The organism is Leclercia sp. UBA5076 (assembly GCF_002416465.1).
Taxonomy (GTDB): domain Bacteria; phylum Pseudomonadota; class Gammaproteobacteria; order Enterobacterales; family Enterobacteriaceae; genus Enterobacter.
In genome coordinates this window covers 130,582-155,162 of record NZ_DIAO01000020.1, presented here as the reverse complement: position 1 = coordinate 155,162, position 24,581 = coordinate 130,582, and the positions used below count along the sequence as shown (strand labels likewise).

Genomic DNA, 24,581 nt, shown 5'->3' with positions numbered 1-24,581 from the left:
ATGAGCAAACTTAAATTACACGCAGTCTCCCGCGCTGATTTCATCGCTAAAAACTACGCAGATTTCCAGACGCTGCTGGATAACCGCGTGAACCCGGACACCATCCCGGAGCGCTTTTACTGCGGCGGGCGCGGCGGCTGGACGTTCCAGACCACCCTGGCGCTGAAGCACTATTACGGCGACGATATTGAGTGTTCTTTTGGCTCAGAGTGTCGCCCGGATGCCATCAACCTGATGCATAACGATGATTTTGGATCGCGCGTTAAACCCTGGCGTGGCGTCACCGTCGTCGCCCGTGCCGATCGTCCACCGGTGATTGGCGCCGACGTGGTGGTGGATCAGAATCCGGAAGCGGGCAACCGCAGCAATGGCGTCTTTGTACCCTACTGGCCGCAACCCGGCGTGAAACCGCGCGAACGTACCGATGAAACTGTCAAAACCGTGGCCTTTTTTGGCCGCGTGGACAGCTTCCCGGAGGCCTTCCGTAGCGACGAATTTAAGCAGCGCCTTGCTGAACAGGGCATCGACCTGCGCATCTCCTTCGATAACTGGACCAACTATCAGGACGTCGACGTCTGTATCAGCTTCCGTAAATCCCATGACCATAAGCTGACGCGTAAACCTGCCAGCAAGCTGATTAACAACTGGCTCGGCAAAACGGTAATGATCTGCGATGACGAACCCTCGTACCGTGCTATCCGCGAAAGTGAGCTTGATTACCTGATCGCCAAAACGCCTGATGAAGCCTTCGAGGCCATTATGCGCCTGAAGAATACCCCTGAACTCTATCGTCAGATGCGTGAACAGGGCGATAAACGTCTGCAGGTTTATTCCCGCGAAGCGGTCGCCGCGCGTTGGTTTAATCTGTTTGAGGATATCTGGCGTAAAGGACTGCATAAACGCCCTACTCTGATCCGCGCCCTGCGTTTTGGTTTTGGTAAAGCCATTCGCCCGCTCACTAAAAAGTTTTGAGTTACATTGAGTCCGTTCATGTTTAAAGCATCCTTACTCTCGCCCCTCACGCCGCGCCGCAATATCCTGCGCACCGTGGTGTTAACCCTGGTTTTCCTGGTGCTGTTTTCACTCTGTGAAATCATCATCCTGCTGAAAGACCATGTTTATCAGCCGAAATCCAGCGACATGTCGCTGTACCTGATTATCTCCCTGCTGGCGGCCATTAGCGCCCGCTTCTTCCTGACCCGGCTACTGCTGGCCGTCACCTTTATCGTCCAGATATCGGAAGCGGTCTATTACCAGTTCTACGGTCAGTTTTACGGCCCGAGCGAAGTATGGCTGGCCTTTGTCGAAACCAAAGATATCGCCAGCGGCATTACGGACAGCCTCGGATCGCTTGGGATTTACTTTGTCATCATGGCCGTCGCGGTGCTCTTTGCGCTGGTCTTTACCCGCCGCCTCGCGCCGCAGTGGCATAAGTGGGTCGCCATGCCTTGCCTGCTGGCTATCATGGTGATGTTTGTCGGCCAGTTCTATAAAGCCATCGACGGGCAGATGTATAAATTCAACCCGGATCTGCGCCACTCCTTACTGCGTAACGGTCTGTCCGCCATGAGCTTCAGTGCCATTCGCCTGATCCCGGAAGCCATTTCCGGCGAAAACCAGAGCCTCACGCATTATGCGCCCTATAAGGTCACGCCGGTTGAGGGTAGTCAGGCCGGGAAATACTCCATCATCCTGGCGATTGGTGAGAGCCTGAACCCGCACCACGTCAGCGCCCTGGGCTATGAACGTGACACCACCCCGGAGCTGAAAGCGCTGATGCAGCAGTATCAGGGGACCGGGCGTCTGATCGTCTCTAACGCGGTCTCGACCCGCGTGGCAATCCCGATGCTGGTGAACAACCTGCGTGAGCCGGATAACTACGGCGCCTATAAGTCGAAGTCGACCAATATCTTCACTAATGCCAAAAAACAGGGCTACCAGACGGCGTTTATCTCCGCCCAGGGCCTGGAAGGGCTGAGCAACTGGATCGGTATTCACGACATTGACCTGTGGGAAGATACGCAGATCCGCCCGGCGCCGGACGTGGGTGCCGATGTGGTGCTGACCCCTTCGGTTGAGCAGGCTAAGCTGGACTGGAACAAACCGTTCCTGATGGTGCTGAACAGCCGTGCGCCGCACATCCCTTACGAGCGCAACATCCCGCAAGGCTTCGCCAAATTCTCTACCCCACGTCTCGATGACGACGTGGCGCAGAAGAAAAACGAGTACGATGATGCCGTTCGCCTGTACGACAGAGAGCTGGCTTCGGCGATCCGTACCGCCATGGCGAAATCAAAGCTGCCGGTGCTGGTCTTTATCACCTCGGATCACGGGGAGCGCGTGGGTGATGGCGGTCTGTTTGGTCACTCTATCGTCGAGATGCCGATTGCCCAGGTGCCGTTCCTCTACTTCAGTAACGATCCGGCGTATGCGATGAGCGCCATCAGCCCGCAGATGCCGCTCAACCATTACCAGATGGCGACGCTGATCAACAAAATGCTGGGGTATACGGTCAGTAATCCGAACCAGAAAGACGACAGCTACTTTATCACCGGGGGTGATATTCGGGGACTGTCGGAGCGTGTCACCTACCACCTGAACGCGTTGCCGGAAGCGGAACGTTAAGCAGAAACAAAAAAACGGGCAGCGAATGCCCGTTTTTTTATCTGTGAACGCACGTAACGCAGGCAAATGGCTGAGCAAACGCGCCAAAGGGATAGCTTTAAACGGCCTAAATGCTTAGAATTTGCCCGCCGAAACTGAAAAAACGGATAATCGCTTGGAATTGTTGTATACCGCTCTGCTCTATATTATTCAGCCACTGGTGTGGCTACGACTGCTGCTGCGTAGCCGTAAAGCGCCTGCCTACCGTAAACGCTGGGCTGAACGCTATGGTTATTGCCGCAACAAAGTTGCGCCGGACGGTATCCTGCTCCATTCCGTTTCGGTGGGTGAAACGCTGGCCGCCATTCCGCTGGTCCGCGCCCTGCGCCACCGCTATCCGTCGCTGCCGATCACCGTCACCACCATGACGCCTACCGGTTCCGAACGCGCCATGTCCGCTTTTGGCAAAGATGTGCATCACGTCTATCTGCCGTATGATTTACCCTGTGCCATGAACCGTTTCCTTAACACCGTGCGCCCTAAGCTGGTGATCGTAATGGAAACCGAACTGTGGCCGAACATGATTTCTGCCCTGCACGCCCGCAAAATTCCCCTGGTGGTGGCTAACGCTCGCCTGTCAGAACGCTCCGCGAAGGGCTACGGCAAGCTGGGCAACTTTATGCGCCGCCTGCTGAGCAAGATCACCCTGATTGCGGCACAAAACGAAGAAGATGGCGCGCGATTCCTGTCGCTGGGCCTGAAGCGCAACCAGCTGGCGGTCACCGGCAGCCTGAAGTTTGATATTTCTGTTACCCCGGAGCTGGCTGCCCGGGCAGTCACATTGCGTCGCCAGTGGGCGCCGCGCCGCAAAGTGTGGATCGCCACCAGTACCCACGACGGTGAAGAAGAGATTATCCTGCAGGCGCACCGCCAGCTTCTTGAACGCTTCCCGGACCTGCTGCTGATCCTCGTGCCTCGTCATCCTGAACGGTTTAAAGATGCCCGCGAGATGGTGCAAAAGGGCGGATTCAGCTTCACGATGCGCAGCAGCGGTGAGATCCCGTCCGCCAGCACCCAGGTAGTGATTGGCGATACCATGGGTGAGCTGATGCTGCTTTACGGTATTGCCGATCTGGCCTTTGTGGGTGGCAGCCTCGTGGAGCGTGGCGGGCATAACCCGCTGGAGCCCGCAGCGCACGCCATCCCGGTGCTGATGGGGCCGCATACCTTCAACTTCAAAGATATCTGCGCCAAACTGCAGCAGGCGGACGGGCTGATTACCGTCACCGATGCGAACGCCATCGAAAAAGAGGTTTCAAACCTGCTGACCGACGAAGATTATCGTCTGTGGTATGGCCGTCACGCTGTCGAAGTGCTGCATCAGAACCAGGGGGCGCTGACCCGCCTGCTGCAACTGCTGCAACCTTACCTGCCCCTGCGGAGCCACTGATGTCTGCGCGTCTGTCGGTGGTGATGATCGCCAAAAACGCCGCCGACCTGCTGCCGGATTGCCTCGCCTCTGTGGCATGGGCCGATGAGCTGATCCTGCTCGACTCCGGCAGTAGCGACGACACGGTTAACATCGCCCGCGCAGCCGGCGTACAGGTCCATATCGATGCCGACTGGCAGGGTTATGGTATTCAGCGCCAGCGGGCGCAGCAGTTCGCCACCGGCGATTATGTCCTGATGCTCGACACCGACGAACGCGTGACCCCAGAGCTTAAACAGGCCATCCAGCGCGTACTGGCGGCCCCTCAGCCTGATGTTGTCTACAGCATCGCCCGGCGAAACTATTTCCTTGGCCGCTTTATGCGTCACAGCGGCTGGTATCCCGATCGCGTTATGCGTCTTTATCCGCGGACGCGCTATCAGTACAACGATAACCTGGTTCATGAGTCGCTGGCCTGCGACGGTGCGCCAGTGACTGCCCTCGATGGCGACCTCCTGCATCTGACCTGCCGTGATTTCGCCAGCTTTCAGCGTAAACAGCTTAATTACGCCACGGCGTGGGCCCAGGAGCGCCATCAGCGCGGCAAGAAAACCTCGCTGGCTGGGATTTTCAGCCACACCGTCGGCGCGTTTCTGAAGACGCTGGTGCTACGTGGCGGCGTGCTGGACGGTAAGCAGGGCTGGTTACTGGCGGTGGTTAATGCCCAGTATACTTTTAATAAATACACCGAGCTGTGGGCGCTGAGCCGCGGCTACTCTGAGAAAGCGTGAGCCATGAGCACAAAAGCGATTTATCCGGGTACCTTTGATCCTGTCACCAACGGCCATATCGATATCGTCACGCGTGCCGCAAACATGTTTGATACGGTGATTCTGGCGATTGCCGCCAGCCCCAGCAAAAAGCCCCTGTTCGATCTCGATGAGCGGGTTGCGCTGGCGAAAGCCGCAACGGCACATCTGACCAATGTTGACGTGGTGGGCTTTAGCGATCTGATGGCGAACTTTGCCCGCGCTCAGCAGGCCAATATCCTGATTCGCGGACTGCGCGCGGTGGCCGATTTTGAATATGAGATGCAGCTGGCGCACATGAACCGCCATCTGATGCCCGAGCTGGAAAGTGTCTTTCTGATGCCGTCCAAAGAGTGGTCGTTTATCTCCTCTTCGCTGGTCAAAGAGGTGGCGCGCCACGCAGGTGACGTCACCCATTTCTTACCCGCCAGCGTGCATCAGGCGCTGATGGACAAGCTGAAATAAGGGTTTTGCCCGGTGGCGCTGCGCTTACCGGGCCTCCGCATCATTTCTGGCACTGACGGCAATAGAACGTTGCCCGTTGGGCATGCTTCGTTGCCACAATCGGTGTGCCACAGACCCGACACGGCTCATCTTTACGGCCATAGACCTGTAGCTCCTGAGCAAAGTAGCCCGGCTTGCCGTCGCTTTGCAGGAAGTCTTTCAGGGTAGTTCCGCCCTGCTCAATCGAACGCAGCAGTACGGCTTTGATCACCCGCACCAGCAGCTCGCACTCCTGCGACGACAGAGATGAGGCTAACCGATCGGGATGGATCCCGGCGGCAAACAGCGATTCGCTGGCGTAGATATTGCCCACGCCGACCACCAGCTTGTTATCCATCAGCCAGGGTTTAATGGCGGTTTTCTTCTTCGCGCACTTCGCCTTCAGGTACTCCGCGTTAAACGCGTCAGAGAGCGGCTCCGGCCCGAGGTGCGCCAGCACATTATGCCCTTCCAGCTCTTTGGTCCACAGCCAGGCGCCAAAACGACGCGGATCGGTATAGCGCAGCACTTTGCCGTTGCTCATCACCAGATCGACATGGTCATGTTTTTCTGCGGGCAACTCTTCGCTGAGGATGCGCAGGCTCCCGGACATGCCCAGATGGATGATGATCCAACCGTCAGGCAACTCAAGCAGCAGGTACTTTGCGCGGCGCTGTACGCTGAGAACCGGTTTATCGCTTAGCGCATGGATCTCGTCAGAGACCGGCCAGCGAAGACGACCGTTACGGACAACAGCGTGAAGAATGGTCGCACCGACCAGATGAGGCTCAATGCCACGGCGGCTGGTCTCTACCTCAGGTAATTCAGGCATGGTTCCTCCGTTGAGATGCAGAATGCAAAAAACCCCGCAGATGCGGGGTTTTTCAATACAAGGAATCTAAAATTATTTGATTTTAGCTTCTTTGTACATAACGTGCTGGCGTACAACTGGATCGAACTTTTTCAGTTCCAGTTTTTCCGGCTTAGTACGTTTGTTCTTCGTGGTGGTGTAGAAGTGACCTGTACCAGCAGAAGAAACCAGCTTGATTTTCTCGCGAATACCTTTAGCCATGATTTATTTCCTCTTTAAGTACTTAGTACTTTTCGCCACGGGCACGCAGTTCAGACAGAACTGTATCGATGCCTTTCTTATCAATTACACGCATACCTTTAGCAGATACGCGCAGGGTGACAAAACGCTTCTCGCTCTCAACCCAGAAACGGTGAGAGTGCAGGTTCGGCAGGAAACGGCGTTTAGTCGCGTTCAGTGCGTGGGAACGGTTGTTACCGGTCACCGGACGCTTGCCAGTAACTTGGCAGACTCGGGACATGTCTATTCTCCAAAAATCAAATTAGCTCGAGCTTCGTATGGGGTATCGGCGCCTCGTCAGGCTTTACAGCCCGGTCATCGCGTAGTTCTTAGTGAACCATCGATTGCCAGGCCCAATTGCCAAACCCGAGATTCTCAAAGGTGGCGTAGTATACGCTGACTCGCGGATGTGCTCAAGTCCCGAACAGACAAAGATCCCGATGGATCGCGAGAAATGGCTTAAATCCACCCACGTTCGGCAAACGAAACGTACTCTCCGCGGCCAATGACCAGATGATCAAGAACACAAATGTCCATGAATTGACAGCATTTAATGATGCGTGCGGTCACGTCTCTGTCGGCTTTGCTCGGTTCGGCGCGCCCTGAGGGGTGATTATGCGCGAGGATCACGCCCGCGGCATTCACTTTTATCGCTTCGCGCACAATTTCCCGGGGATGCACCTCAACGTGGCGCAGGGTTCCCGAAAATAACCGGCTGTGGCTCAGCACCCGGTTTTGGTTATCGAGGAAGATAACCATAAAGATCTCGCGCTCCTCTTCCGCCAGTTGGCTGCGCACAAACTCCCGGGTCATCTGCGGGTCTTTTAGCGGATTGATGCTCCGAATCCCCGAGCAGTAATAACGGCGGGCAAGCTCCGCAATCCCTTTCAGCTGGGCGAATGTCGCCAGGCCAATTCCCTCGACCCGCCTGAAATCCTTCAGCTCTGCGGATAACAAACCGTGCAGCGAGCCGAAATGCTGCAACAGATCTCTGGCAAGCGCAAACACGTTTTTACTCCGCGTCCCGGTACGCAGGAAGAGCGCCAGCAGCTCTTCGTCCGTCAGCCGTGTCGCGCCATCCCGTAGCATTTTCTCCCGCGGCAGCAGCGGGGATAGTGTCTCCATACCCTCTCCTTCTCCATCACCACGCTATGCTGCCACAGCACCTGTCGCCTCACGAGGCTCTGTTTTTCGTATTGCGTAGCGCCTCGCAAAGTGGCGGATGGACAACAGCACGATGCTTTTCGGATTGTGATAAAATGCCCGCCTCTCAGCTGAACCCAACAGGAAAGAATCATGATGAGCCTGGCCGGTAAAAAAATCGTTCTTGGCGTGAGCGGCGGCATTGCAGCCTATAAAACGCCGGAACTGGTGCGCCGTTTACGCGAGCGCGGGGCGGACGTGCGGGTGGCAATAACCGAAGGGGGCAAAGCGTTCATTACGCCGCTGAGCCTGCAGGCCGTTTCAGGCTACCCGGTGTCGGACAGCCTGCTCGATCCGGCGGCAGAAGCCGCAATGGGCCATATTGAGCTGGGTAAATGGGCCGATTTAGTCATCCTCGCCCCCGCCACCGCCGATCTCATCGCCCGCGTTGCCGCCGGCATGGCTAACGACCTGGTTACCACTATTTGCCTGGCCACTCCGGCGCCCGTTGCCGTGGTCCCGGCCATGAACCAGCAGATGTACCGCAACGCGGCAACGCAGCATAACCTGGCGACCCTCGCCTCTCGCGGGCTGTTAATCTGGGGGCCGGATAGCGGTAGCCAGGCCTGTGGCGATGTGGGTCCGGGCCGCATGCTGGATCCGCTGGCGATTGTGGATCTGGCCGCGAGTCATTTTTCACCTGTCAACGATCTGCAACATCTCAACATCATGATTACCGCGGGTCCGACGCGTGAACCGCTGGATCCGGTGCGCTATATCACCAACCAAAGCTCCGGCAAGATGGGCTTTGCGATTGCCGCCGCCGCCGCGTCGCGCGGGGCAAAGGTGACGCTGGTGAGCGGCCCGGTTTCGCTGCCAACGCCTCCAGGGGTGCAGCGCATCGACGTCACTACCGCGCTGGAAATGGACGCCGCGGTTCAGGCCCATGCGCAGCAGCAGCAGATTTTTATCGGCTGTGCTGCCGTGGCGGACTATCGTGCTGCCGCCATAGCCGATGAGAAAATCAAAAAGCAAGGCGATGAAATCACGATAAAAATGGTGAAAAACCCCGATATCGTAGCCGGGGTCGCGGCATTAAAAGATCGCCGCCCTTACGTCGTTGGGTTTGCCGCTGAAACGAATAATGTGGAAGAATATGCCCGGCAAAAACGTACCCGCAAAAACCTCGATTTGATTTGCGCGAACGACGTATCGCTGGCCTCACAAGGATTCAACAGCGACAGCAACGCATTGCACCTTTTCTGGCAGGATGGAGATAAAGTCTTACCGCTTGAGCGCAAGGAACTCCTGGGCCAACAATTACTGGACGAGATCGTTACCCGTTATGATGAAAAAAATCGACGTTAAGATTCTGGACCCGCGTGTTGGTCAGCAATTTCCACTGCCGACCTATGCCACTTCCGGCTCTGCCGGTCTTGACCTGCGTGCCTGCCTCGACGACGCCGTAGAACTGGCACCCGGCGCTACCACGCTGCTGCCGACCGGCCTTGCGATCCACATTGCCGACGCCTCTCTGGCGGCGGTGATCCTGCCGCGTTCCGGCCTGGGTCATAAGCATGGTATCGTGCTGGGCAACCTGGTGGGTCTTATCGATTCTGACTATCAGGGTCAACTGATGGTTTCTGTCTGGAACCGTGGCCAGGAGAGCTTCACCATTCAACCCGGCGAGCGTGTCGCCCAGATGGTGTTCGTCCCGGTGGTACAGGCTGAATTTAATCTGGTAGAAGATTTCGACGCGACCGATCGCGGCGAAGGCGGCTTCGGCCATTCCGGGCGTAAATAAACCCGGCTATACGCATCCCACAACGTATAACGTAATAACAAACCGCAAACAGCCGTTTGCGGTCGTTGTGTGGACGTCAGCCTGACTAGTGATTATTTTCAGGGGTATTTTGTAACATGGCAGAAAAACAAACAGCGAAAAGGAATCGTCGCGAAGAAATACTTCAATCTCTGGCTCTGATGCTTGAATCCAGCGATGGCAGTCAACGCATCACCACCGCAAAACTGGCCGCCTCTGTGGGCGTGTCGGAAGCGGCGCTGTACCGTCATTTTCCCAGCAAAACGCGGATGTTCGACAGCCTGATCGAGTTTATCGAAGATAGCCTGATCACGCGTATCAACCTGATTCTGAAGGATGAAAAAGACACCACCGCACGGCTGCGTCTGATTGTCCTGCTGATCCTCGGTTTCGGCGAGCGCAATCCGGGGTTAACCCGTATCCTGACCGGCCACGCGCTGATGTTTGAACAGGACAGATTGCAGGGGCGTATTAACCAGCTTTTCGAACGTATTGAGGCGCAGCTGCGCCAGGTATTACGCGAAAAGAAAATGCGCGAAGGGGAAGGCTTCACCACGGATGAATCACTGCTTGCCGGGCAAGTTCTGGCCTTCTGTGAAGGGATGCTCTCCCGCTTTGTGCGCAGTGAATTCAAATATCGTCCGACGGACGATTTTGATGCCCGCTGGCCGCTCGTGGCCGCGCAGTTGCAGTAACCCTGTATCCGCCTTATCCGGCCTACGGTTTTCGTAGGCCCGGTAAGCGTCGCGCCACCGGGCCATTGACTTATACGCCGTACGCTTCGCGATAGGCGCGCACTGCCGCCAGGCTCTCTGCCATCTCCGGCTTCTCTTCCATCCAGGCAATCAGATCTTTCAGGGTGATGATTGAGGTCACTTTGCAGTTGTAGTCACGCTCCACTTCCTGAATGGCGGAGATATCGCCACGTCCGCGCTCCTGGCGGTCCAGCGAGATCAGCACGCCCGCCAGCGTGGCGTTATTCGCCTGGATAATCTCCATCGATTCACGGATGGCGGTGCCTGCGGTGATCACATCGTCTACCAGCATCACCCGACCTTGCAACGCGCTACCGACCAGATTACCGCCTTCGCCGTGGGTTTTGGCCTCTTTGCGGTTAAAGCAGTACGGCACATCGCGATCGTGATGCTCCGCCAGTGCCACGGCGGTGGTGGTCGCAATCGGAATACCTTTGTACGCCGGGCCAAACAGCAGGTCGAATTCGATCCCGGAATCCACCAGCGCTTCGGCATAGAAGCGGCCTAACAGTGCCAGATCGCGCCCGGTATTAAACAGCCCGGCGTTAAAGAAATAGGGGCTCTTGCGCCCGGATTTCAGCGTAAATTCGCCAAACTTAAGTACCTGCTTGCTAAGCGCAAACTCAATAAACTGGCGCTGATACGGTTTCATGGATTCGCTCCTTTCTCTTTTCTCTCTTACAGGCAAAAAAAAGGCGACTCATCAGTCGCCTTTAAAATCAATTTTCTAACGCCGCCTTCTGCGTCGTTACGATAGATTCGATCCCCTCTCGGGCCAACGCCAGCAGAGAGAGCAGCTCTTCGTGGGTAAACGGCTCGCCTTCTGCCGTGCCCTGTACCTCGATGATGCGACCATCTTCGGTCATCACCACGTTCATGTCGGTCTCTGCCGCGGAGTCTTCAACGTACTCCAGATCGCACAGCGCTTCGCCATTGACGATACCTACTGATACCGCCGCCACCATGCCTTTCAGCGGGTTCGCTTTCAGTTTACCGGTCGCAACCAGTTTGTTCAGGGCATCGGCCAGCGCCACACAGGCTCCGGTAATAGAGGCAGTACGGGTGCCGCCGTCCGCCTGGATCACGTCGCAGTCCAGGGTGATGGTGAACTCGCCCAGGGTTTTCAGATCAACAGCGGCGCGCAGCGCACGCGCGATCAGACGCTGGATCTCCATGGTGCGACCGCCCTGCTTGCCCTTCGCCGCTTCGCGGGCGTTACGGGTGTGGGTGGAGCGTGGCAGCATGCCATATTCGGCAGTGATCCAGCCCTGCCCCTGGCCTTTCAGAAAGCGCGGTACGCCTTCTTCAATGGAGGCGGTGCACAGGACTTTGGTGTCACCAAATTCAACAAGCACGGAACCTTCAGCGTGTTTTGTATAGTTACGGGTCAGGGTGACGGGGCGCACCTGGTTGGCGCTACGACCTGATGGACGCATGATGATATCTCCGGCTTGAAACGAATGTGGCTGCGCATTATACGGATTAAACGCGCTTATTCCTATCCTGAGAAAGCCCCGAAAGCTATAATCCCCCCATCTCTCCTCTGAAAACGGAAAAGTCTATGATCCGCAGTATGACCGCCTACGCCCGCCGTGAAATCAAGGGTAGCTGGGGCAGCGCTACCTGGGAAATGCGCTCGGTAAACCAACGCTATCTTGAAACCTATTTCCGTATGCCAGAACAGTTCCGCAGCCTTGAGCCTGTCGTGCGTGAGCGTATCCGCGCTCGCCTGACCCGCGGAAAGATTGAATGCAACCTGCGTTTTGAGCCCGATGCGAGCGCGCAAGGTGAGCTGATCCTGAACGAGAAACTGGCTAAACAGCTGGTGAACGCCGCTAATTGGGTCAAAATGCAGAGCGACGAAGGCGAAATTAACCCGGTGGATATTCTGCGCTGGCCTGGCGTGATGGCGGCAGGCGAACAGGATCTGGACGCCATTACCGCTGAGATCCTTACCGCGCTGGACAGCACGCTGGACGATTTCATTTTAGCCCGTGAAACCGAAGGTCAGGCGTTGAAAGCGCTGATCGAGCAACGCCTGGAAGGCGTTAGCGGTGAAGTGGCGAAAGTCCGCGCCCATATGCCGGAGATTCTGCAGTGGCAGCGTGAGCGTCTGGTCGCCAAACTGGAAGATGCCGAAGTCCAGCTGGAAAACAACCGTCTCGAACAGGAGCTGGTGCTGATGGCCCAGCGTATCGATGTGGCGGAAGAGCTGGATCGTCTGGAAGCGCACGTCAAAGAGACCTACAACATCCTGAAGAAGAAAGAGGCCGTGGGCCGTCGTCTCGACTTTATGATGCAGGAATTCAACCGCGAGTCGAACACGCTGGCGTCCAAGTCTATCAACGCCGAAGTCACTAACTCTGCGATTGAACTGAAGGTGCTTATTGAGCAGATGCGCGAACAGATTCAGAATATCGAATAAACATTAGCGCGCGTTTTTCGCTATTAATGGTCCCGCTAAGGGACCATTGTCAATTAATGACTTTAAGTATGTCCTGAATCCCACCTGCGCATCAGAATATAAGAACTCCTTTTCTATTTTTGTTAGAATGCACGCCGCACTCAATATTCTTATCTTTCCTCTCAGGAAACATAATGGCAAACATCAACTTATCCTTAGAGGAAGCCTCCAGCCTCTCAGTTGACCGCGATTTCCGGCAGGACATTAACCTGCTGCGCGGAATAGCCATTCTTTCTGTAGTGTTTTATCACTTTATCGCCACCCTGCTGCCCGGCGGTTTCGCTGGTGTGGATGTGTTTTTCGTTATCTCCGGCTTCTTGATGACCAAAATCATCGCCACAGGCCTTGAGCGAAATAGCTTCAACCTTATTCAGTTTTATGCCGCGCGCTGTAAAAGAATAATTCCCGCGCTGCTGGCGATGTGTCTGATCGTCGCCGCGACGACCTTTTTCTGGTTGCCAACAAATGAGTACCAGAAACTCGGAAATTATATTGGCTATGCTGCCTTATTTATATCCAATCTGAAACTTAACAAAGAGTCCGGGGACTATTTTGCTCCCGACTCCCATGAGAACTGGTTTTTACATACCTGGTCATTGTCCGTCGAATGGCAATTTTATCTGGTGTTACCCTTCATTATGATGGGGCTCTATCCCCTCAGAAAAAAACTGAACACCGGTTTATGCCTGGCCATACTCACCGTTGCGTCGTTTATCGTGAGTGTCACCCACACGCCCAACGCTGCGGCCACCAGCTTCTACCTGATGCCTTATCGCGCCTGGGAGATGTTATGCGGTGGGCTGGTGTGGTATGCCTCGCAGCGCTTTGTGATGCCGTTGATGCTTCGCCCGGTTGCGGCAATCGCGGGTTACACGCTGATCCTGCTGTCACTCTTTTTCATCACCGCTGAGCATGCCTGGCCAGGACCGCTGACCTTACTGCCCGTCGCGGGCGCGATGCTGGTGATCTACAGCGACTACCAGCCGCTGGTGAGCCTGTTCGACCGTAATTTTCGCTGGGCGGGGCTGAGCTCGTACTCCGTCTATTTATGGCACTGGCCTGTGGCGGTGGTTCTGCTCTACAGCGGAAAGCTGCACAACGGGCTGTGGGTCATGAGCGCGATTGCGCTCTCCTTCGCCATCGGCTGGCTGTCGTGGGTGCTGATTGAGCAACCCGGCAAAAATTACCTTAGCCAGCGTTCAAGCCGCGCTTTCTGGTTGATCCTCTTTGCCTGCGTAGGTGTCGCCTGGCTGTTCAGCTATCTGGTGAAAAACCAGATCGTGGTCAGCCAGCCCGACCCGCTCGTCAATAAAATCGCGCTGGAAGCCACCAACAAAAACTACGCTGCCAATCCTAAAACGCACCTGAGCGCCTATGGCACAGGGAAGCCCGTCGCCATCATCATTGGCGACAGCCATGCGGAAGCCACCGCAACCGCGCTGGCAGAAGCGGCGCAAGGTAGGGGCTCTGTTATCGGGATCACCTACTCTGGCTGTCCGACGCTGGCAAGGGGCGAACTGGGGGCGCGCAATCGATGCGGGGAATTTAACCGCTCTCTCCCTTCAAGGCTGAAGGATTACGCGCCGGACGTACCGGTGGTGATTGTGAACCGCCTGACGCACTATGCCGAAAAGCAGCTTGTCACCTTCGGGGCCGGGCAGCAAAACAAGCAGGACTACCTGCGTCAGTACTCTGATGCCATCGTTGATATGGCATGCTCGCTCAACAGTACGCGTCCTGTTTATCTGGTGAATCCGATCCCCGAGATGGCGCAAAACGTTCCCCGCACGTTATCTCATCGCCTGATGACCGGCAAAACCACGCACGACTTATCCATACCCGTCGCGACTTACGCCAAACAAAACGCCGTTATTTTGCAGGCGCAGGCGCGGGCGGCAAAACAGTGTGGCGTTCAGGTGCTCGATCCCACCGCCTGGCTCTGTACGGCGGGCCGCTGCATGGGCAGTAAGAATTTACAACCATGGTATTTCGACGATAACCACCTCAGCGAAACCGGGAATAAGATGCTGGTGCCGATGTTCCGGCAGATTTTTAGCCCCCAGCAGCGTTAAAGGCCAAATTAATCTAATGCAATATCTATGTTAAAAACAGGTAATAGACCTCTTTAAGCCAAAGTTGCATTAGATAATCTAATGCATATTCGATCGCACAAAAAAATCTAAATCGTGAGCCAGAGCACAAAACGTTACCCTGACGCTCTTATTTCTGGGGGTAACATGCTGCTGCATATCCTGTATCTGATCGGTATCACCGCTGAAGCCATGACCGGCGCCCTCGCCGCCGGACGTCGTCGTATGGACACCTTCGGCGTCATTATTATTGCCACTGCCACGGCGCTGGGTGGCGGCTCCGTTCGGGATATCCTGCTGGGCCACTATCCGCTCGGCTGGGTCCAACATCCTGAGTATGTGATTATTGTGGCCGTCGCCGCCGTGTTGACCACCATTGCCGCCCCGGTTATGCCCCATCTGCGCCGTCTGTTTCTGGTGCTGGATGCCCTCGGCCTGATCGTCTTCTCCATTATTGGCGCCCAGGTCGCGCTGGATATGGGCCAGGGCCCGGTGATCGCCACTATCGCGGCGGTGATCACCGGCGTCTTTGGCGGCGTGCTGCGCGATATGTTCTGTAAACGCATCCCGCTGGTCTTTCAGAAAGAACTCTACGCTGGCGTCTCTTTCGCCTCCGCCGTGCTCTATGTCGCTTTGCAGCATTACGTGAGCAATCAGGATGTGGTGATCATCTCCACGCTCTTATTTGGCTTTACCGCCCGCATGCTGGCGCTGCGTCTGAAACTGGGATTACCCGTTTTTTATTACACCCACGATAGTCACTAAAAGCCCTCTACGCCCTGTTCACCCAGCCAGGAAGCCAGGGCGTTAACGGTGGGATGATGAACAAAATCCACCAGCCTGTGCGCCTTTTCCGGGCCGATGCCCGGCACCTGATGCCAGCGTAACGCATCTCTCTCCAGTAACTGCTGCCACTGCCGATCGCTAAGCGCGCGCAGGGCCCTTCGCGGCAGGGGAACGCCAAGCGCATCCAGCCAGCGGGTAAAAGGCTGACGGCGAACCAGATTGAATTGATGCCAGAGCCGCAGGCCCCGCTCTGACGTTATGCCGGGTGTGTGTTGCAACTGCTCCTGACTGAGCGCCAGCCAGGAAAAGAGATGTTCAAAGTGGTGCGCCTGATGCAGCGACTGCCAGCCAGCCTCACCCAGCCCGGCGATATTTAACACCGACGACGAACTCAGCCACTTCAGCCGGGCCATAAACTGCCCGTGGCACTCCGGCGCGGCATAAAAACAGGTGAGCGGGGTAAAACGCCTTTCTGGCGGCACGGGTTTGCGGCGATCGCTCCCCCGCCAGACGACGTTATCCACGCGCGGGATCCCCTGCCCGGCCAGACTAATTTGGATCTGATCCCCCGGCGCAATATCCAGCGCCTGCCAGCGTCCCACTGACCCGAGGTTTACGCGCTGCACCTGCTTATCATCAAGCTGTACGGGCTCCAGGATGGCAACCACCGCGATCCTGCCGGTACGCCCCACGGTGAAATTGATGGCCCGAACTTCGGCAACCCGGGCGACCGGCGCATATTTCCACGCCACGACCCAACTGCCCTCGCCGGGAAGCCAGCGGTGACCCGGAGGCTCCTGCGCCGAGCGGATGATGACCCCATCGGTCACAAACGGCAGGGGCGATGTAAACCAGCGTTCGCGTATTTTTTCTGCTGACTCCAGCGAACTGACTTTATGCGTCCATAACCCGGTAAGGGTGAACCCTGCCTGGGTTAATGCCTGTAGCCGTTCAGGCATCGAGGCGGGGCCGTCCGGCCATGCCCAGATGAAAATACCGATCTTATCCAGCCCTGCGCCGGTATCGTGTCGCATCATCGTCCCGGCGACTTTTGCCCGCGCATTCATCCCACCCATCTGCTTCTGGATATGGTTATCGCGCAGTAAAAAGAGCTCCCCCTGCAACACGCTGTTGGCAAGCGGGCCTTTTACCTGCCCGGGAACCGAGGCGATGCGTTTTACTTTCTCCGTCCAGTCTTCGCCTTTAAGTCCGTCGCCACGGCTGGTGGCCTGCACCAGTTGACCCTGGCGGTAGACCAGCGTGACCGCCACACCATCCACTTTTGGCTGGATCCAGAGATCGCGACGCGACTGCATCCACTGGCGGAGCGCTGTTTTATCGGCTATCTTCGCGACTCCAGTGTGGCCGACCGGGTGCCTGACCGAACCACCCGCAGCCACCGGTACGTCTGCCGCCTGTTCGTCGCCAAAGCAGTGCCGCCACTGTTTAAGCCTTGCCGCCAGCTGGTCATAGACTTCGTCGTTGACGTCGCTGGTGCCCTGTTGCCAGTACGCCTTATCCCAGCGTGCTATTTGCGCGCTGAGCCTGGCTATCTCCTGCTCTGCCTGGGTAGGCGACCAGACCGGGCATATCGCCTGACCGGCACTGCTCCAGATTGCTAACAGCACGCTAAAATATCGCCACATCGTCACTCCTCCCTGTTTTGCAGGGGGTATAACGCGAAGCACAGCCGCAGGCGAGAGGCAAAAAACGACTTTACGAGGCAATCTCAGAATTAAATCTTTGTTGCAGCAAACGCCCCATAAAACCGGAAAAAGGTACGCAAAAATCAACCGGAATGCGGAAAAAGTGTGACAAAGGCTACGTCACGAAGCGGCGACGTGTATAATAAGCCCGTATGTAGGACTTCAACGCTATCAACATACAAAGACTCTCATGGCTCAAGGCACGCTTTATATTGTTTCTGCCCCAAGTGGCGCGGGTAAATCCAGCCTGATTCAGGCGCTGTTAAAAACCCAACCGTTGTACGATACGCAGGTTTCTGTTTCTCACACCACGCGCGCGCCGCGTCCGGGTGAAGTACACGGTGAACACTATTTCTTTGTCGATCACGATGAATTCAGAACGATGATTGGCAGAGATGCGTTTCTTGAACACGCTGAGGTCTTCGGTAACTATTACGGCACCTCGCGTGAAACCATCGAGCAAGTGCTGTCGACCGGCGTAAACGTATTCCTGGATATCGACTGGCAGGGCGCGCAGCAGATTCGCCAGAAAATGCCCGATTCACGCAGCATTTTTATTTTGCCGCCATCGAAAGATGAGCTGGATCGCCGTCTCCGTGGCCGCGGCCAGGATAGCGAAGAGGTTATCGCAAAACGTATGGCCCAGGCAGTTGCGGAAATGAGCCATTACGCCGAATATGATTACCTGATTGTGAATGATGATTTTGACGCCGCCCTGAGCGATCTCAAAACTATCCTTCGCGCCGAACGTCTGCGTATGAGCCGCCAGAAGCAGCGACATGACGCATTAATCACCAAACTGTTGGCAGACTGAACCCACATTCAGTATCATGCCCAGTCATTTCTTCATCTGTGGAGCATTTTAAGTATGGCACGCGTAACTGTTCAGGACGCTGTAGAGAAAATTGGTAACCGTTTTGACCTGGTGCTGGTCGCCGCGCGTCGCGCTCGTCAGATGCAGTCAGGCGGTAAAGATCCACTGGTACCGGAAGAAAACGATAAAACTACCGTTATCGCACTGCGCGAAATCGAAGAAGGCCTGATCAACAGCCAGATCCTCGATGTTCGTGAGCGCCAGGAGCAGCAAGAGCAGGAAGCCGCAGAACTGCAGGCCGTTACCGCCATTGCTGAAGGTCGTCGTTAATTAAACCTGCGGGTCGCCCTTGTATCTGTTTGAAAGCCTGAATCAACTGATTCAAACCTACCTGCCGGTAGATCAGATTAAACGTCTCCAGCAGGCGTATCTCGTTGCACGTGACGCTCACGAGGGTCAGACACGTTCAAGCGGTGAACCCTATATCACGCACCCGGTAGCGGTGGCCTGTATTCTGGCCGAGATGAAACTCGACTATGAAACACTGATGGCCGCCCTGCTGCATGACGTGATCGAAGACACCCCTGCCACCTACCAGGATATGGAACAGCTGTTTGGCAAAAGCGTTGCCGAACTAGTGGAAGGGGTCTCTAAGCTTGACAAGCTGAATTTCCGCGACAAGAAAGAGGCGCAGGCCGAAAACTTTCGCAAGATGATCATGGCGATGGTGCAGGATATCCGCGTCATTCTGATCAAACTTGCCGACCGTACCCACAATATGCGCACGCTGGGCTCGCTTCGCCCGGACAAACGTCGCCGTATTGCCCGTGAAACCCTCGAAATCTACAGCCCACTGGCGCACCGTTTAGGTATTCATCACATTAAAACCGAGCTGGAAGAGCTGGGTTTTGAAGCGTTGTACCCGAACCGCTTCCGTGTGATCAAAGAGGTGGTGAAAGCCGCGCGTGGCAACCGTAAAGAGATGATTCAGAAGATCCTCTCGGAAATCGAAGGGCGTTTGCAGGAAGCCGGTATTCCCTGTCGCGTCAGCGGTCGCGAAAAGCATTTGTACTCTATCTACTGCAAAATGGTGCTTAAAGAGCAGCGTTTTCACTCGATCATGGATATCTACGCCTTCCGCGTGATCGTTCATGACGCCGACACCTGTTATCGCGTGCTCGGTCAGATGCACAGCCTCTATAAGCCGCGTCCGGGCCGAATGAAAGACTATATCGCCATTCCAAAAGCGAACGGATATCAGTCTCTGCACACCTCGATGATTGGCCCGCACGGCGTGCCGGTTGAGGTGCAAATTCGTACCGAAGATATGGATCAGATGGCGGAGATGGGTGTTGCCGCGCACTGGGCCTACAAAGAGCACGGCGAAACCAGCACTACCGCGCAAATCCGCGCCCAGCGCTGGATGCAGAGCCTGCTGGAGCTGCAACAGAGCGCCGGTAGCTCGTTTGAATTCATCGAGAGCGTTAAATCCGATCTCTTCCCGGATGAGATTTACGTTTTCACACCAGAAGGGCGCATTGTCGAGCTGCCTGCTGGTGCCACGCCGGTCGACTTCGCCTACGCCGTGCATACCGATATCGGTCATGCCTGCGTGGGGGCACGCGTCGACAGGCAGCCGTATCCGCTGTCACAGCCGTTGACCAGTGGCCAGACGGTAGAAATCATTACCGCCCCAGGCGCGCGTCCGAACGCGGCGTGGCTCAACTTCGTCGTGAGCTCGAAAGCGCGCGCCAAGATCCGTCAGCTGCTGAAGAACCTCAAACGCGATGACTCCGTCAGCCTGGGTCGTCGTCTGCTCAACCATGCGTTGGGGGGTAGCCGCAAGCTGGCTGAGATCCCGAAAGAGAGCATTCAGCACGAGCTGGAGCGTATGAAGCTCGCCTCGCTTGATGACCTGCTGGCAGAGATCGGTCTTGGCAACGCGATGAGCGTGGTGGTGGCGAAGAACCTGCAGCAGGGTGAAACCTCGGTGCCGCAGCCGTCATCAACCAGCCACGGTCATCTGCCGATCAAGGGCGCCGACGGCGTACTGATCACCTTTGCCAAGTGCTGCCGCCCTATCCCTGGCGATCCGATTATCGCCCACGTCAGCCCGGGTAAAGGTCTGGTTATCCATCACGAATCCTGTCGTAACATCCGCGGCTATCAGAAAGAGCCAGAGAAGTTTATGGCGGTCGAGTGGGATAAAGAGACCGAGCAGGAATTTATCACCGAGATCAAGGTAGATATGTTCAACCACCAGGGCGCGCTGGCGAACCTGACCGCGGCGATCAATACCGCCTCTTCGAATATTCATAGCCTGAATACCGAAGAGAAGGATGGCCGGGTCTACAGCGCCTTTATTCGTCTGACCGCGCGTGACCGTGTGCATCTGGCGAATATCATGCGTAAAATCCGCGTGATGGCTGACGTCATTAAAGTCACCCGTAACCGAAACTAGTTTTATGAACTCAACGCGTTATGCCCGGATCTGCGAAATGCTCGCCAGGCGTCAGCCCGATCTGACGGTGTGCATGGAGCAGGTGCATAAACCTCATAACGTTGCTGCTATCGTTCGTACCGCTGATGCCGTCGGCGTGCATGAAGTGCACGCCGTCTGGAAGGGGACGCGGATGCGTCCTATGGCCTCGGCTGCCGCAGGCAGCAACAGCTGGGTACAGGTCAAAGCCCACGACACTATTGGCGAAGCCATTTCGCATCTGAAAGGGCGCGGCATGCAGATTCTGGCGACCCACCTTTCCGACAAAGCCGTCGATTTCCGTGAAATTGATTACACCCGCCCGACCTGCATTCTGATGGGTCAGGAGAAGACGGGGATCACCCAGGAAGCCTTAGATCTGGCGGATCAGGACATCATCATTCCGATGATCGGCATGGTGCAGTCGCTGAACGTCTCCGTGGCCTCCGCCCTCATTCTGTATGAAGCCCAGCGTCAGCGGCAAAATGCCGGGATGTACAAACGCGAGAACAGTATGCTGCCGGACGATGAGCAGCAGCGCCTGCTGTTTGAAGGCGGTTATCCGGTGCTGGCCAGAGTGGCGAAGCAGAAAAAATTACCGTACCCCCACGTGAATCTGCAGGGCGAGATTGAAGCCGATGCGACGTGGTGGGCGACGATGCAGGCGGCGAAGTAAATTATGCAGGGCCGTCTGCTGGATGCTGTGCCGCTCAATTCCCTGACGGGTGTTGGCGCAGCCCAGAGCAGCAAACTGGCGAAAATTGGCCTGCATACCGTGCAGGATCTCCTCCTGCACCTCCCCCTGCGTTACGAAGACCGCACTCAGCTTTACCAGATTGGTGAACTCCTGCCTGGCATTTACGCCACCGTTGAAGGCGAAGTCCTGAACTGCAACATCACCTTCGGCGGTCGCCGGATGATGACCTGCCAGATCAGCGACGGCTCCGGCATCCTGACGATGCGCTTTTTTAACTTCAATGCGGCAATGAAAAACAGCCTCGCCACTGGACGACGGGTGCTGGCCTATGGCGAAGCCAAACGCGGGAAATATGGCGCGGAGATGATCCACCCGGAGTACCGCGTGCAGGGCGATCTCAGCACGCCGGAGATGCAGGAGACGCTGACGCCGGTCTATCCGACCACCGAAGGCGTTAAGCAGGCGACGCTGCGCAAGCTGACCGATCAGGCGCTGGAGCTGCTGGACACCTGTGCCATTGCCGAACTTCTGCCGCCGGAGCTGGCGCAGGGGATGATGAGCCTGCCGGATGCGTTGCGTACTCTCCATCGCCCGCCGCCCTCACTGCTGTTGAGCGATTTAGAGAGCGGGCAACACCCGGCGCAGCGACGTCTTATTCTCGAAGAGCTACTGGCGCACAACCTGAGCATGCTGGCGCTGCGCGCCGGGGCACAGCGTTTTCACGCCCTGCCGCTCCCGGCCCGTAACGATTTAAAAGAGAGGCTTCTGGCCTCGCTGCCGTTTAAACCCACCGGGGCGCAGGCCCGCGTCACCGCCGAGATCGAGCATGATATGGCGCTGGACGTACCGATGATGCGCCTGGTGCAGGGCGACGTAGGCTCGGGCAAAACGCTGGTGGCCGCCCTGGCCGCATTACGCGCCATTGCCCACGGCAGACAGGTCGCCCTGATGGCGCCTACCGAACTGCTGGCCGAACAGCACGCCAACAATTTCCGCGCCTGGTTTGCACCGCTCGGCGTGGAGGTGGGCTGGCTTGCCGGTAAACAAAAAGGTAAAGCGCGACAGGCACAGCAGGAGGCGATTGCCAGCGGTCAGGTGCAGATGATTGTCGGCACCCATGCCATCTTCCAGGAACAGGTGCAGTTCCACGGTCTGGCGCTGGTGATTATCGACGAGCAGCACCGTTTTGGTGTGCATCAGCGTCTGGCGCTGTGGGAGAAAGGTCTCCAGCAGGGTTATCATCCGCACCAGCTGATCATGACCGCCACGCCCATTCCCCGCACCCTGGCGATGACCGCCTATGCCGATCTCGATACCTCCGTTATCGACGAGCTGCCCCCGGGCCGCACGCCGGTGACCACCGTCGCCATCCCGGATACGCGCCGCAGCGACATCATCGATCGGGTGCGCAACGCCTGCCTGCAGGAAGGGCGTCAGGCCTACTGGGTCTGTACCCTGATTGAAGAGTCCGATCTGCTGGAAGCGCAGGCGGCAGAAGCCACGTGGGAAGAGTTAAAGCTGGCCCTGCCGGAGCTGAACGTCGGGCTGGTGCATGGCCGGATGAAACCTGCGGAAAAACAGGCGGTGATGCAGGCCTTCAAGCAGGGCGAACTGCATCTGCTGATTGCCACCACGGTGATTGAAGTGGGGGTGGACGTGCCTAACGCCAGCCTGATGATCATCGAAAACCCGGAACGTCTGGGTCTGGCGCAGCTGCACCAGCTGCGTGGCCGCGTCGGACGTGGCGCGGTGGCCTCGCACTGCGTATTGCTCTATAAAGCCCCGCTGTCGAAAACAGCGCAAAAACGTTTGCAGGTGTTACGCGACAGCAATGACGGCTTTGTGATTGCGCAACAGGATCTGGAGATCCGTGGGCCGGGAGAGTTGCTCGGCACCCGTCAGACCGGTAACGCCGAGTTTAAAGTAGCAGATTTGATGCGCGATCAGGGCATGATCCCCGAAGTTCAGCGTCTGGCACGCCATATTCATGAACGCTACCCCGAACAGGCGGCAGCGTTAATCGATCGCTGGATGCCAGAGACCGGGCGTTACTCGAACGCCTGATCAGCCGAAGATAGGCAGCATCAGATAGAGCTTAATCACGATCGCGTTGACGATATCAATAAAGAACGCCCCCACCATCGGCACCACCAGAAACGCCATATGCGACGGACCGAAACGCTCGGTAATGGCCTGCATGTTGGCGATCGCCGTCGGCGTGGCCCCCAGACCAAAGCCGCAATGGCCGGCCGCCAGCACCGCCGCATCGTAGTTTTTACCCATCATCCGCCAGGTAACGAACATGGCGTACAGCGCCATAAACAGGGCCTGCACGATCAGGATCGCCAGCATTGGCAGCGCAAGCGAGGCCAGCTCCCACAGCTTCAGGCTCATCAGCGCCATCGCCAGGAACAGCGACAGGCAGACGTTGCCCAACACCGACACCGCCCGCTCAAAGACGCGATAAAAGCCCATCAGGGCCAGGCCGTTGCTGAGGATCACCCCCACAAACAATACGCAGACAAAGACCGGCAGCTCCAGCACGGTGCCAGCCAGCAATTGCGCAATCACCTTGCCCACCGTCAGGCAGATGGCGATCAGGGCGATGGTTTCAATCAGCACCAGGGAGGTGATCATGCGTCCGACGTCCGGCTTTTCAAATGCCGATGGCGTCAACTCATCGTCCGGGCAGCCATTCGGGTTGGTGGAGCGCTTCACCAGAAAGCGCGCGACCGGTCCGCCGATCAGGCCGCCCAACACCAGCCCGAAGGTGGCGCAGGCCATTGCCACTTCGGTGGCATTCTGGAAGCCATAGCGTTCAACAAACAGCTTGCTCCAGGCCGCGCCGGTACCGTGACCGCCCGACAGGGTAATCGAACCGGCCAGCAGGCCCATCAGTGGGTCCAGCCCCAGCAGCGACGCCATGCCGATGCCGATGGCGTTCTGCATCACCAGCAGACCGACCACCACAATTAAGAACACCCCAAGCACCTTCCCGCCTGCCCGCAGGCTGGAGAGGTTGGCGTTCAGGCCGATAGTGGCGAAAAAGGCCAGCATCAGCGGGTCTTTTAAGGTCATATCAAAGTTGATTTCCCAGCCCATGCTTTTTTTCAGCACCAGCAGCGCGATGGCGGCCAGCAATCCGCCCGCAACGGGCTCCGGGATGGTGTATTTTCTGAGGAAGGGAACGCTGTGAACCAGTTTACGGCCAAGCAGTAAAACGAGAGTTGCCGCAACGAGGGTCGACAACGTATCGAGATGAATCATAGTGGGCTCCTTTTAAGGCACGTGCTCCATCAACATGCGCGTTTTCCTGTAACGTTTGCGTGTTATAAGCGCAATCGGGAGCAGGAGTGTAATGAACTTTGCCGCATCAGGACAGAAAAAGCCGTCCTGGACGGGTGAATTTA

Annotated in this window: 24 protein-coding genes; 16 read left to right on the top strand and 8 right to left on the bottom strand. The window is 56.7% G+C overall.

Going from position 1 to position 24,581, the window contains the following annotated elements; genetic code table 11:
* From B3X29_RS20725 to coaD, 5 genes are all read left to right on the top strand, one after another.
* Positions 1–972, top strand: a complete 972-nt coding sequence (locus B3X29_RS20725; protein ID WP_103177722.1) for a glycosyltransferase — start codon at positions 1–3, stop codon at positions 970–972.
* 18 nt (positions 973–990) lie between these two features.
* Entirely contained in the window at positions 991–2,625 is a 1,635-nt protein-coding gene (locus tag B3X29_RS20720; RefSeq protein WP_159340410.1) for a sulfatase-like hydrolase/transferase, read from the top strand.
* Positions 2,626–2,779: 154 nt separating this feature from the next.
* Positions 2,780–4,054 carry a lipid IV(A) 3-deoxy-D-manno-octulosonic acid transferase gene (gene waaA, locus B3X29_RS20715; RefSeq protein WP_103181012.1) on the top strand — a complete coding sequence of 425 codons (1,275 nt, stop codon included), beginning with the start codon at positions 2,780–2,782 and terminating at the stop codon, positions 4,052–4,054.
* Complete coding sequence (locus tag B3X29_RS20710) at positions 4,054–4,824, top strand: glycosyltransferase family 2 protein (protein WP_159340411.1); 771 nt, start codon at positions 4,054–4,056, stop codon at positions 4,822–4,824. The genes waaA and B3X29_RS20710 overlap by 1 nt, the downstream gene beginning before the upstream one ends.
* 3 nt (positions 4,825–4,827) lie before the next feature.
* The gene (gene coaD / locus B3X29_RS20705; protein ID WP_159340412.1) at positions 4,828–5,307 is read left to right on the top strand and encodes a pantetheine-phosphate adenylyltransferase; all 480 of its coding nucleotides are present in this window, start codon (positions 4,828–4,830) and stop codon (positions 5,305–5,307) included.
* 40 nt (positions 5,308–5,347) lie between these two features.
* On the opposite strand, the gene mutM is transcribed toward coaD, so the two are convergent.
* The 4 genes from mutM to radC form a co-directional block, all read right to left on the bottom strand.
* Positions 5,348–6,157, bottom strand: a complete 810-nt coding sequence (gene mutM, locus B3X29_RS20700; RefSeq protein ID WP_103177718.1) for a bifunctional DNA-formamidopyrimidine glycosylase/DNA-(apurinic or apyrimidinic site) lyase — start codon at positions 6,155–6,157, stop codon at positions 5,348–5,350.
* A 72-nt stretch (positions 6,158–6,229) separates the two neighbouring features.
* Positions 6,230–6,397, bottom strand: coding sequence for a 50S ribosomal protein L33 (gene rpmG / locus B3X29_RS20695; RefSeq protein WP_013094893.1), 168 nt, complete (start codon positions 6,395–6,397; stop codon positions 6,230–6,232).
* Positions 6,398–6,419: 22 nt separating this feature from the next.
* Entirely contained in the window at positions 6,420–6,656 is a 237-nt protein-coding gene (rpmB, locus tag B3X29_RS20690) for a 50S ribosomal protein L28 (RefSeq protein ID WP_002436699.1), read from the bottom strand.
* A 218-nt stretch (positions 6,657–6,874) separates the two neighbouring features.
* Positions 6,875–7,540, bottom strand: coding sequence for a RadC family protein (gene radC / locus B3X29_RS20685; protein ID WP_156653683.1), 666 nt, complete (start codon positions 7,538–7,540; stop codon positions 6,875–6,877).
* Positions 7,541–7,714: 174 nt separating this feature from the next.
* On the opposite strand from radC, the gene coaBC reads away from it, so the two are divergent.
* From coaBC to slmA, 3 genes are all read left to right on the top strand, one after another.
* On the top strand, positions 7,715–8,926 hold the full coding sequence (gene coaBC / locus B3X29_RS20680; RefSeq protein ID WP_156655424.1) for a bifunctional phosphopantothenoylcysteine decarboxylase/phosphopantothenate--cysteine ligase CoaBC: 1,212 nt from the start codon (positions 7,715–7,717) through the stop codon (positions 8,924–8,926).
* Positions 8,904–9,362: a dUTP diphosphatase gene (gene dut / locus B3X29_RS20675; RefSeq protein WP_168191994.1), complete on the top strand. Its 459-nt coding sequence runs from the start codon at positions 8,904–8,906 to the stop codon at positions 9,360–9,362. The genes coaBC and dut overlap by 23 nt, the downstream gene beginning before the upstream one ends.
* A 116-nt stretch (positions 9,363–9,478) precedes the next feature.
* The gene (slmA, locus tag B3X29_RS20670) at positions 9,479–10,075 is read left to right on the top strand and encodes a nucleoid occlusion factor SlmA (protein ID WP_103177716.1); all 597 of its coding nucleotides are present in this window, start codon (positions 9,479–9,481) and stop codon (positions 10,073–10,075) included.
* Between the two features lie 70 nt (positions 10,076–10,145).
* Here the strand turns inward: slmA and pyrE are convergent, their stop codons facing one another.
* Together pyrE and rph are read right to left on the bottom strand one after the other, a co-directional pair.
* Positions 10,146–10,787, bottom strand: coding sequence for an orotate phosphoribosyltransferase (gene pyrE, locus B3X29_RS20665; RefSeq protein WP_103177715.1), 642 nt, complete (start codon positions 10,785–10,787; stop codon positions 10,146–10,148).
* A gap of 67 nt (positions 10,788–10,854) precedes the next feature.
* Complete coding sequence (rph, locus tag B3X29_RS20660) at positions 10,855–11,571, bottom strand: ribonuclease PH (protein WP_159340413.1); 717 nt, start codon at positions 11,569–11,571, stop codon at positions 10,855–10,857.
* A 125-nt stretch (positions 11,572–11,696) separates the two neighbouring features.
* Between rph and B3X29_RS20655 the strand changes: the two genes are divergently transcribed.
* The 3 genes from B3X29_RS20655 to B3X29_RS20645 all read left to right on the top strand — a co-directional run bounded on the left by B3X29_RS20655 (position 11,697) and on the right by B3X29_RS20645 (position 15,454).
* Complete coding sequence (locus B3X29_RS20655; protein ID WP_103177713.1) at positions 11,697–12,560, top strand: YicC/YloC family endoribonuclease; 864 nt, start codon at positions 11,697–11,699, stop codon at positions 12,558–12,560.
* A 173-nt stretch (positions 12,561–12,733) separates the two neighbouring features.
* Entirely contained in the window at positions 12,734–14,671 is a 1,938-nt protein-coding gene (locus B3X29_RS20650; RefSeq protein ID WP_159340414.1) for an acyltransferase family protein, read from the top strand.
* A 165-nt stretch (positions 14,672–14,836) separates the two neighbouring features.
* Positions 14,837–15,454: a trimeric intracellular cation channel family protein gene (locus tag B3X29_RS20645; RefSeq protein WP_103177699.1), complete on the top strand. Its 618-nt coding sequence runs from the start codon at positions 14,837–14,839 to the stop codon at positions 15,452–15,454.
* Here the strand turns inward: B3X29_RS20645 and ligB are convergent.
* Positions 15,451–17,121, bottom strand: a complete 1,671-nt coding sequence (gene ligB, locus B3X29_RS20640) for an NAD-dependent DNA ligase LigB (protein WP_290567180.1) — start codon at positions 17,119–17,121, stop codon at positions 15,451–15,453. The genes B3X29_RS20645 and ligB overlap by 4 nt on opposite strands.
* 250 nt (positions 17,122–17,371) lie before the next feature.
* On the opposite strand from ligB, the gene gmk reads away from it, so the two are divergent.
* Genes gmk through recG form a run of 5 tightly spaced genes read left to right on the top strand, consistent with a single transcriptional unit; the run spans position 17,372 to position 23,235 of the window.
* A complete protein-coding gene (gmk, locus tag B3X29_RS20635; protein WP_103177697.1) occupies positions 17,372–17,995 on the top strand; it encodes a guanylate kinase in 624 nt (207 codons plus the stop codon).
* 54 nt (positions 17,996–18,049) lie between these two features.
* Positions 18,050–18,325, top strand: a complete 276-nt coding sequence (gene rpoZ, locus B3X29_RS20630) for a DNA-directed RNA polymerase subunit omega (protein WP_039030179.1) — start codon at positions 18,050–18,052, stop codon at positions 18,323–18,325.
* A gap of 19 nt (positions 18,326–18,344) precedes the next feature.
* The gene (gene spoT, locus B3X29_RS20625; RefSeq protein WP_103177696.1) at positions 18,345–20,456 is read left to right on the top strand and encodes a bifunctional GTP diphosphokinase/guanosine-3',5'-bis pyrophosphate 3'-pyrophosphohydrolase; all 2,112 of its coding nucleotides are present in this window, start codon (positions 18,345–18,347) and stop codon (positions 20,454–20,456) included.
* Between the two features lie 4 nt (positions 20,457–20,460).
* On the top strand, positions 20,461–21,150 hold the full coding sequence (gene trmH / locus B3X29_RS20620) for a tRNA (guanosine(18)-2'-O)-methyltransferase TrmH (RefSeq protein WP_159340416.1): 690 nt from the start codon (positions 20,461–20,463) through the stop codon (positions 21,148–21,150).
* A 3-nt stretch (positions 21,151–21,153) separates the two neighbouring features.
* Positions 21,154–23,235, top strand: a complete 2,082-nt coding sequence (recG, locus tag B3X29_RS20615; protein WP_159340417.1) for an ATP-dependent DNA helicase RecG — start codon at positions 21,154–21,156, stop codon at positions 23,233–23,235.
* Here the strand turns inward: recG and gltS are convergent, their stop codons facing one another.
* The gene (gene gltS / locus B3X29_RS20610; protein WP_156653678.1) at positions 23,236–24,438 is read right to left on the bottom strand and encodes a sodium/glutamate symporter; all 1,203 of its coding nucleotides are present in this window, start codon (positions 24,436–24,438) and stop codon (positions 23,236–23,238) included.
* Positions 24,439–24,581: the final 143 nt, after the last annotated feature.